This is a genomic window from Roseibium sp. RKSG952 (assembly GCF_009711355.1).
Map to the genome: position 1 here is coordinate 38,106 of NZ_SMMF01000920.1, position 8,844 is coordinate 46,949.

Below are 8,844 nucleotides of genomic sequence, written 5' to 3' on the forward strand. Positions count from 1 at the left end.
CAGCTAGACATGTATCGCTACTCCGAGTTTGACAAAGATTTTCTTGCAGAGCGTAACGCCCAATTCCGTGCTCAGGTCGAGCGCCGCATTGACGGCTCGCTGACCGAAGACGAATTCAAACCTCTGCGTCTGATGAACGGTCTGTACCTGCAACTGCACGCCTACATGCTGCGCGTTGCGATCCCGTACGGCACCCTTTCCAGCGCACAGATGCGCCAACTGGCCCTGCTGGCCGAGAAGTGGGACAAGGGCTATGGCCACTTCACCACGCGTCAGAACATCCAGTACAACTGGCCGAAATTGAACGACGTGCCAGACATGCTGGACGCGCTGGCCGAGGTTGGCATGCACGCCATCCAGACCTCGGGCAACACTATCCGCAACGTGACTGCCGACCATTTCGCTGGTGCCGCCGCGGACGAAATCGCTGACCCGCGCCCATACGCTGAGCTTCTGCGCCAGTGGTCCACCGACCATCCGGAATTCCAGTTCATGCCGCGCAAATTCAAGATCGCCATCACCGGCTCGGAAAACGACCGTGCCGTGATCAAGGCACATGACATCGGCCTGCAACTGGTTGAGCGTGACGGCGTTCTGGGTGCCCGCGTTATCGTGGGTGGTGGTCTTGGCCGTACCCCGATGATCGGTAAGGAATTGTCCGAATTCGTCGCCTTTGACGACCTGCTGGCTTATCTGGAAGCCACTGTTTCCGTGTGGAACCAGATCGGCCGCCGCGACAACAAATACAAAGCGCGCATCAAAATCACCGTGCATGAGCATGGCATTGACGCCATCCGCGCCAAGGTGAATGAGCGATTCCTGCAAGTTCGCCCGCAGTTCAAGGGCGCCGATATGGCTCTGCTGGATGAGATCAAAGGCCACTTTGCGCCTCCGGCCTTCCGTGAAGCTTCGGTTGCGTCGTTCGAAAGCGCCTATACCAATGATCCGGTCTTCCGTTCTTGGGTCGACACCAACATCGCGCCGCACAAGAACGCGGACCACGCGATCGTCACGATCTCGATCAAGAAGCATGGTCAGACACCGGGTGATGCGACTGCCGAGCAGATGCGCGTGATGGCCGACCTGGCCGAAGAGTTCGCCTATGACGAGCTGCGCATCAGCCACGAGCAAAACGTGATCCTGCCCCATGTCCACAAATCGGACCTGCCGGCGATCCATGCCAAGCTGAAAGAGTATGAGCTGGCCACCGCCAATATCGGCCTGATCAGCGACATCATCGCCTGCCCTGGCATGGACTACTGCGCGCTGGCGACCGCCCGTTCGATCCCGGTCGCACAGGAAATTGCAACACGCTTTGACGAGCTGAAGCTTGAGCATGACATCGGTCACCTGAAGATCAAGATTTCAGGCTGCATCAACGCATGTGGTCACCACCACGTGGGTCACATCGGCATCCTGGGTCTGGATCGCGCAGGCGTCGAGAACTACCAGATCACTCTGGGTGGAGACGCTACAGAGACCGCCGCTGTTGGTGATCGCACCGGTCCTGGCTTTGCTTACGACGAGATCGTGCCTGCCGTGGAACGTATCGTCGACGCCTATCTGAACCAGCGTGACAGCGCAGAGGAGACGTTCTTGCAGACCTACCGCCGCGTTGGCATGGCACCGTTCAAAGCGGCGCTTTACCCCGAGGCGCAGGCCAATGCCGCTTGACCTGATCCAGACGGAACTGGGTGCAGACCGCGCGGAACTGACCGAAAAGGTCGAAGCGCTGAACGCCCAGTTCCGCCACCACAGTGCCCATGACGTTATGCATGGCGCATTGCAGGAAATCGAAGAGCTTGCTCTGGTCTCCAGCTTTGGTGCGGAATCGGTTGTGTTGCTGCATATGGCGGCAGTGGTCGACAAAGCCACGCCTGTCCTGTTCATCGACACGCAGATGCTGTTCACCGAAACATTAGAGTATCAGCAGGAAGTCAGCGAACGTTTGGGTCTGACCAACGTCAAAATCATCCGGGCTGATGACGAAGATGTTGAGCGTGACGATCCTTATGGTGCGCTGCACCTGCGCGATACAGACGCTTGCTGCAATTTGCGCAAGACGTTTCCTCTGCAACGGGCGCTGAGTGGGTATTGCGGCTGGATCTCAGGGCGCAAGCGATTTCAGTCCGGTACCCGTGCCGAGCTTGAGTTCTTTGAGGTCGAGGACGGCACCGGACGCATCAAGGTCAACCCGTTGGCCCATTGGGCGCCAGAAGATGTTCGCGCCTATATGGACGAAAACCGCCTGCCCCGGCACCCGCTGGTGGCCAAAGGATACCCTTCGATCGGCTGTGCCCCCTGCACTTCGCCAGTCAAAGAAGGTGAAGACCCCCGCGCCGGACGCTGGCGTGATCAGAACAAGGAAGAATGCGGCATCCATTTTGTCGACGGCAAGATGGTTCGCGCAGGAGAGATACAATGAACGTAATCGTAACTGATGAAGGCTTTTCGCCTGATGACTGGACCGATGGCTACGTCACTTTGGAAGACGCCGCAAACGACGTCGTTGCGCTGGACGTGGCATCTGATACCGACCCGGATGAGCTGATCGACCGACTGGGCAGCGCCAAGATGGTGCGTGTGGACTTTCCATCCTCGGCAGATGGACGTGGGTTCACAATCGCACGCGTGCTGCGCCTGAAAGGCTACACCGGTCGTCTACGCGCCAAAGGTCATGTCTTGGCTGACCAATATGCAATGGCGCGCCGCAGCGGATTCGACGAGGTTGAAATCGACAACGCTCTGGCCACCCGCCAGCCCGAGGATCAGTGGCTTGCCCGTTCTGATTGGCAAAGCCATAACTATCAGGCCCGCCTGCGCGGATAATCCCGCCAATCGCCAGCTTGTGACGAAATGGGGGCAACTTGCCCCCTTTTCCTGACTTGGATCAAAGATTAAACGGAGATGTCGGTTAAGCAGACCGATAGTGAAACGATGACAGAGATGAAATCCGTGACCGAAGCAACCGCCGTAAAGGCCCCTGTCCTTCCGGACGCACAAACCGTACTTGATGTGAAGCACTGGACCGACAGCTTGTTCTCGTTCAAGGTCTCACGCCCTGCCTCGCTGCGGTTCCGCTCGGGCGAATTCGTGATGATCGGCCTGCTGGGCGACAACGGCAAGCCGCTGCTGCGGGCCTATTCCATAGCCTCGCCGTCCTGGGACGAAGAACTGGAGTTCTACTCGATCAAGGTTCAGGATGGCCCGCTGACCTCGAAACTGCAGCACATCAAGCCGGGTGATCAAATCATCCTGCGGCCCAAGCCTGTTGGCACACTGGTGCACGACGCGCTTCTGCCAGGTAAGCGTCTGTGGTTCTTTGCGACCGGTACTGGATTTGCGCCGTTTGCTTCGCTTCTGCGCGAGCCGCAGACCTACGAGGACTACGACGAGATCATCATCACCCATACCTGCCGAGAGGTCGCTGAACTGGAATACGGTCGTCAGCTGATTGAAAACATCCGTCAGGACGAGATGCTGGCTGAACTGATGGGCGAAGGCTTTGCCGACAAGATCCGTTACTACCCGACCACCACACGGGAAGAGAGCCCCAAGATGGGCCGCATCACCGAATTGCTGAAAGACGGTACTGTCTTTGCAGATCTGGGCATCGAAGGTGGCATTCAGGCGGAGACGGATCGCGCAATGGTCTGTGGCAGCCTCGCGTTCAACCACGATATCAAGGCGATCCTTGAGGAATTCGGCCTGCGCGAAGGCGCAAATTCGGATCCCAAAGAGTTCGTTATCGAAAAAGCCTTTGTAGGTTAAATTGCTTACCGGTCAGAGAATCGATCTCTGACCGGTCTACTAACTATCGTGAAACCCGCGAAAATCAGCTATTTCCGCGTTTATGGCGCTTGAAACACCGCCCGGGGCAGTCTAAATTCCGGGCTCGAAATTCTGCAATCATCAAAGGAATGAACCCATAGCCCGCAGACCTCACAACGCGCCGCCGCAAAGAGACACCGGCCCTCGCGTCAATGACAAGATCCGTGCCCCCGAAATTCGACTGATTGGTGCCGAAGGCGAAAATGTCGGAGTGGTTCATCCCGCCAAAGCCATGCAGATGGCTGCAGATGCCGGACTTGATCTGGTCGAGATCTCGCCCAACGCGAACCCGCCGGTCTGCAAGATCATGGACTTCGGCAAGTTCAAGTATGAGCAGCAGAAGCGCGAAAGCGAAGCCCGTAAGAAGCAGAAAATCATCGAGGTGAAAGAGGTCAAGTTCCGGCCCAACACCGACACTCATGACTATGACGTCAAAATGCGCAACGTGGTTAAGTTTCTCGAAAACGGCGACAAGGTCAAAGTGACCCTGCGTTTCCGCGGACGTGAGATGGCACACCAGAATCTGGGCCGTGAACTGCTGGAACGCGTTGCTGAAGATATCAAGGAAATCGGCAAAGTTGAAAACATGCCGAAGATGGAAGGCCGTCAGATGATCATGATGATTGGCCCTCTTCCGCAAAAGTAATTGCTGCGGATATCCAGTTTCGAACCCTGTCAGAGACACTCTGGCAGGGTTTTTTGTTCACCGGAAATTCAATTGGCGCGATTTGTAACGCCAGCAGCCAATCAACAAATTCAGAAAGTCTGAAACCGACGGAGTGTCGATTTCAGGCACTCTGATTTCGACGATTGATTGGCGCAAAGTGAAAAGCTCAGAATCCTCTTTTGCCTCAATCTGGTGCGACCAGACAAAGGAGGCGGCTATGGGTGAGATGTCTTTTTCCGGCGGCGTGTATCAATCGCTTCCTGCCCGGGCGTATTGTGACGAAGGCATATTCACCCAAGAACGCGACATGATCTTCAAGCGAGCGTGGCAATTGGTTGGGCACGCAACAGATATTCCGAACTTTGGAGACTATGTCGTCGAAGATATCAGCGGTGTTTCTGTGATTGTCATTCGCGGGCAGGATGGCAAAATCCGCGCCTTCTACAATGTCTGTGTACATCGCGGCCACGAATTGCTGAACGGCAAGGGCTGCACCAAGAAGATGACCTGCCCCTATCACGCGTGGACCTACGACACGACGGGTCAGCTGCGCGCCGCCCCAAACGCTACGGCCTTTCCGGGGTTCGACAAAAGCCAGTACAAGCTGCGACCGGTTCGGGTTGAAATGTTCTTTGGATTGATTCTGGTAAACCTCGACCCCGAAGCGCGACCGATGGCAGATCTGGCTCAAAGCGCCCTAAGCGAGATTTCGGACTATGCCCCCAATCTTGCCAGCTACAAACGCGCGGACCGGACGGAACGGCTTGCACAGGCCAACTGGAAGGTGGTCGCCGAGAATTTCAACGAATGCTACCACTGCGCGGTGGTTCACAAGACGCTGACTTCCGGCGTTGTCGATCCTGACCAATACCGGACCCGTGGCTTTGACTATGGCATTCGACACGCCAGCCCTGCCCGACCGGACTCGCAAAAATCCTACAGCTATGTCGCCGACCCCGAGGCGCGCACCGACAAGTTTCTAACCTGGTGGTTCTTTCCTCTGTTCGCACTTCAGGTTTATCCCGGCGGCATCGTGAACACCTACCGCTGGAAACCGCTTGGCGTGAACAGGACAAAGATCGAGGTTGACTGGTGGCTGCCCGCCTCCGAACCAAACGACGTCGAGCGCGAGATCATTCTACAGCATCGCACTACCACGTTTGCCGAAGACGGCCCTATCGTGGATTCGGTGCAGCGTGGGCTCGAAAGCGGAGCGTTAGGTTACGGTGCACTTGTGGTTGACGATGCATGCTCATCTCAGTCTGAGCATCCGATCATGGCATTCAATGAGCATTATCAGAGGGCCATGGGCGACACCGCCCTCTGATTTTATTGTTCTCTTAAGCTGGCAGCGAAACGTCGATTGCCTTCGATAGCTTGCTGACAAGCTCGTCGATCTGCGCATCCTCGATGATGAATGGCGGCGCAAGCAAAACGTGGTCGCCGTTCTTACCATCGCGCGTCCCGGACATCGGATAGCAGATCAAACCTTCGGCCAAGGCTGCCTTTTTGATCTTTCCGGCAACCCCTAACGCGGGATCAAACGGGGCACGTGTTTCACGGTCGGCTACAATCTCAATCCCACGGAACAACCCCCTGCCGCGAATATCGCCGATGTTGGGATGTTGGCCGAAAGCGGCCTCCAGCGCGGATTGTAGCTTTTCGCCCATCACACCGGCACGCGCAGGTAGTTCGCGCCCGGTCAGTTCGCGAACCACGGCCAGAGCGGCAGCTGTTGCAACCGGGTGACCGATATAGGTGTGTCCGTGCTGAAAAAATCCCGAACCATCACGGATCGCATCATAGATCTTACCGGTGCACATCATCGCACCGATCGGCTGATAACCAGCCCCCAAACCTTTGGCGATACACAGGATATCCGGCGCCACCCCGTCGTGATCACAGGCAAACAGATGTCCTGTCCGACCCATACCACACATGACCTCATCAAGGATCAGCAACACCCCGTACTGATCACAAATTTCGCGGATCCGCTTGAAATACCCATCCACTGCGGGGACAGCACCAAGAGTTGCCCCAACCACCGGTTCGGCCATAAAGGCCATCACGGTGTCCGGACCCAGACGCAGAATTTCAGCCTCCAGTTCATTGGCGATCCGCTGGCCATAGTCAAAACTGCTCTCATCTTCAGGCTTCTCAGCATACTCGTAGCAAGCCGAGATATGGGTCATGTCGATCAGCATAGGCGCGAACTGCGCGCGTCGCCACGCATTGCCGCCAGCCGACAAAGCGCCCAGTGTATTCCCGTGATAGCTCTGTCTCCGAGCGATGACATGACGGCGTTCAGGCTGACCGATCTCGAGATAGTACTGACGCGCCAGTTTGATCGCCGCTTCGGTTGCTTCTGATCCGCCCGAAACAAAATACACTCGGTCCAGATCACCGGGCGCATGTTCAATCAACAAGTCCGCCAGTTCTTCGGCCGGTTCCGAGGTCATGAACCCGGTATGCGCAAAGGCAATTTGTTCAACCTGATCCTGCACCGCCTTGACCACCGCAGGGTTGGAGTGTCCAAGACAGGAAACTGCGGCATCACCACAATCCAGATACCGTCTGCCCTGATCGTCAATCAGGTAACATCCATCTCCACCCGCTGCGACAGGAAGCACCGATTTTGTGTGGCGTGGAAATACGTGGCTCATTTCAAATTCCTTTCAAACGATTGACCAGCGCTGCGACCGATGCCGCGTTATCCTTCCAGGGCTTACCCTCTGGGTTGGTCAGGCTGTTCTCAAATCCAACTCTTACATCCGCACCGCGGAACGCAGCCGCTTGCAGACAATCATGCTCCTGCGATCCAAACGCGCAGATCATCCATGGGTCTTGATGCGTCGGAAACCGATCGAGATCTTCAGGCGTTGATTCCTGATCTGTGGAATAACGTCCCAGCACCAACAGACGGTCGACCTGATCGGCACGAACAGTTCCGATGCGTTGCCACTCACTCAACAACTCTGCATCAGCAGCGTCATACAGAATATGCTGAACGCGCGTACCCTGATCCGCGCACAACGCGTAAACGCTTTCAGCCATTTCGGGCGCTCGCGCAATCTCACGTACCGAGATTGAGGCCCAACTGGGTTGCACTCTCTTCAGGCATTCGAATTGAGCCGGAACGTCAAAAACACCGGCAGCTTCGGTGGTGATCTGGATATCCATCGAGGGAACCGCGCGCTGCACCTCGGCGATTGTCTCGCGGTATCTCCCTGCATCCAGTGAATGTGCACCCAGGTCATCGCGCACATGCAAATGCAATCCATTTGCCCCAACCTCGGAACACGCACGAGCTGTATCGACGATTTCATCCAGAGTTACCGGAAGACCAGCGTGATCATCATGGCCTCTTCGCGCTCCGTTCGGAGCAACCAGGATATACGGCAAAACCACTCCGTTGTTTGAATCTTCGTGTTGTTGCTTGGTGCCAGACATAGCTCCGCCTCCATGGGTCAAAGCCGATGTATCTGTTGGAAGTACGTTTTCAACTTGCTTATTTCAAAACATATGTTTTTTTCACTTTATGACACAGACAACGACCCAACTGATCGACCGGCTACGCCGCGAAATCGACCAGATGCCTGCGCAACTTCAGGCGGCGACCAAGTACATCATAGATCATCCTGCTGATTTCGGGATCGATCCAATACGGGTTAGCGCAGATAAGATTGGCGTCAGCACAAATGTTATAGTGCGGCTGGCGCACTATCTGGGGTTTGAAGGGTTCGAAGCCTTCCGCCACCCCTTTCGGCAGGATCTTGTAACCGACCGCGAGCTCCTGCTTGGACAAGATTGGCTATCCAGAATGCAGGGCGGTGATTCATTTACCGCATCTCAAGCAGTATTTGCCCGGAACGAACTGAATGTCGTCACGCGTTCACTTCGTCTGTCTGAACCCGACAAAGTAAAGCAGGCTGTGGAATTGATCACTTCCGCAGACCGATGCTTTGTAACCGCGACCCGCGCCAGCTACTCCTTGGCCTATTACTTTCACTATGCCGGTCGCATGGCGCATCCGGGGCTTCAATTGATCCCACGGCATATGGGGTCAGCGATCGACGATTTGCTTAAGGCAGATCAGAATGATTGCCTCTTTGCCATAACGGTCCATCCCTATTCCGCCGATACCATTCAATCGATGCGTTTCGCCCGTGATCGGGGTGCAAAGATCATAATGTTGTCCGATAGCGATGTAGTCGCACCTGGGCTTGAGCCTGACGTCGTTCTGAAAATCAGCACCCGCTCTCAACATCATTTCTCCAGCTTTTCTGGCGCTATGGCCGTTCTGGAGTGCCTGTTAGGGCATCTTTTCGAAGCCAACGGCGATGCGG

At 55.9% G+C, this 8,844-nt stretch carries 9 protein-coding genes; 7 read left to right on the forward strand and 2 right to left on the reverse strand.

Annotated elements, in window-relative coordinates; all coding sequences use genetic code 11:
- Window positions 1-9: 9 nt before the first annotated feature.
- The 6 genes from E1297_RS21265 (at window position 10) to E1297_RS21290 (ending at window position 5,825) form a co-directional block, all read left to right on the forward strand.
- Complete coding sequence (locus E1297_RS21265; protein ID WP_155142012.1) at window positions 10-1,674, forward strand: nitrite/sulfite reductase; 1,665 nt, start codon at window positions 10-12, stop codon at window positions 1,672-1,674.
- Window positions 1,664-2,425 (forward strand): phosphoadenylyl-sulfate reductase, encoded by a 762-nt coding sequence (locus tag E1297_RS21270; RefSeq protein ID WP_155142015.1) that lies wholly within the window; start codon window positions 1,664-1,666, stop codon window positions 2,423-2,425. Before E1297_RS21265 ends, E1297_RS21270 begins: the two co-directional genes overlap by 11 nt.
- Window positions 2,422-2,829, forward strand: a complete 408-nt coding sequence (locus E1297_RS21275; protein ID WP_155142017.1) for a DUF934 domain-containing protein — start codon at window positions 2,422-2,424, stop codon at window positions 2,827-2,829. Before E1297_RS21270 ends, E1297_RS21275 begins: the two co-directional genes overlap by 4 nt.
- A gap of 117 nt (window positions 2,830-2,946) precedes the next feature.
- Window positions 2,947-3,771: a ferredoxin--NADP reductase gene (locus tag E1297_RS21280; RefSeq protein WP_209015909.1), complete on the forward strand. Its 825-nt coding sequence runs from the start codon at window positions 2,947-2,949 to the stop codon at window positions 3,769-3,771.
- A 157-nt stretch (window positions 3,772-3,928) separates the two neighbouring features.
- Complete coding sequence (gene infC, locus E1297_RS21285) at window positions 3,929-4,477, forward strand: translation initiation factor IF-3 (RefSeq protein WP_368669637.1); 549 nt, start codon at window positions 3,929-3,931, stop codon at window positions 4,475-4,477.
- Between the two features lie 238 nt (window positions 4,478-4,715).
- Window positions 4,716-5,825, forward strand: coding sequence for an aromatic ring-hydroxylating dioxygenase subunit alpha (locus tag E1297_RS21290; protein WP_155142019.1), 1,110 nt, complete (start codon window positions 4,716-4,718; stop codon window positions 5,823-5,825).
- A 13-nt stretch (window positions 5,826-5,838) separates the two neighbouring features.
- Here E1297_RS21290 and E1297_RS21295 read toward each other — a convergent pair whose 3' ends face one another.
- On the reverse strand, window positions 5,839-7,161 hold the full coding sequence (locus tag E1297_RS21295) for an aspartate aminotransferase family protein (RefSeq protein ID WP_155142021.1): 1,323 nt from the start codon (window positions 7,159-7,161) through the stop codon (window positions 5,839-5,841).
- A gap of 1 nt (window position 7,162) precedes the next feature.
- On the reverse strand, window positions 7,163-7,948 hold the full coding sequence (locus E1297_RS21300; RefSeq protein WP_155142023.1) for a 3-keto-5-aminohexanoate cleavage protein: 786 nt from the start codon (window positions 7,946-7,948) through the stop codon (window positions 7,163-7,165).
- A gap of 88 nt (window positions 7,949-8,036) precedes the next feature.
- Here E1297_RS21300 and E1297_RS21305 point away from each other — a divergent pair.
- Window positions 8,037-8,844: MurR/RpiR family transcriptional regulator (locus E1297_RS21305; RefSeq protein ID WP_155142062.1), on the forward strand; the 808-nt coding region annotated here is incomplete at its 3' end.

Excerpts from the sequence above, each read along its gene's own strand:
- E1297_RS21290 (WP_155142019.1), top strand. The coding sequence starts at position 4,716 with ATGGGTGAGATGTCTTTTTCCGGCGGCGTGTATCAATCGCTTCCTGCC.
- E1297_RS21265 (WP_155142012.1), top strand. The coding sequence starts at position 10 with ATGTATCGCTACTCCGAGTTTGACAAAGATTTTCTTGCAGAGCGTAAC.
- E1297_RS21295 (WP_155142021.1), bottom strand. The coding sequence starts at position 7,161 with ATGAGCCACGTATTTCCACGCCACACAAAATCGGTGCTTCCTGTCGCA.
- E1297_RS21270 (WP_155142015.1), top strand. The coding sequence starts at position 1,664 with ATGCCGCTTGACCTGATCCAGACGGAACTGGGTGCAGACCGCGCGGAA.
- E1297_RS21280 (WP_209015909.1), top strand. The coding sequence starts at position 2,947 with ATGAAATCCGTGACCGAAGCAACCGCCGTAAAGGCCCCTGTCCTTCCG.
- E1297_RS21275 (WP_155142017.1), top strand. The coding sequence starts at position 2,422 with ATGAACGTAATCGTAACTGATGAAGGCTTTTCGCCTGATGACTGGACC.
- E1297_RS21300 (WP_155142023.1), bottom strand. The coding sequence starts at position 7,948 with ATGTCTGGCACCAAGCAACAACACGAAGATTCAAACAACGGAGTGGTT.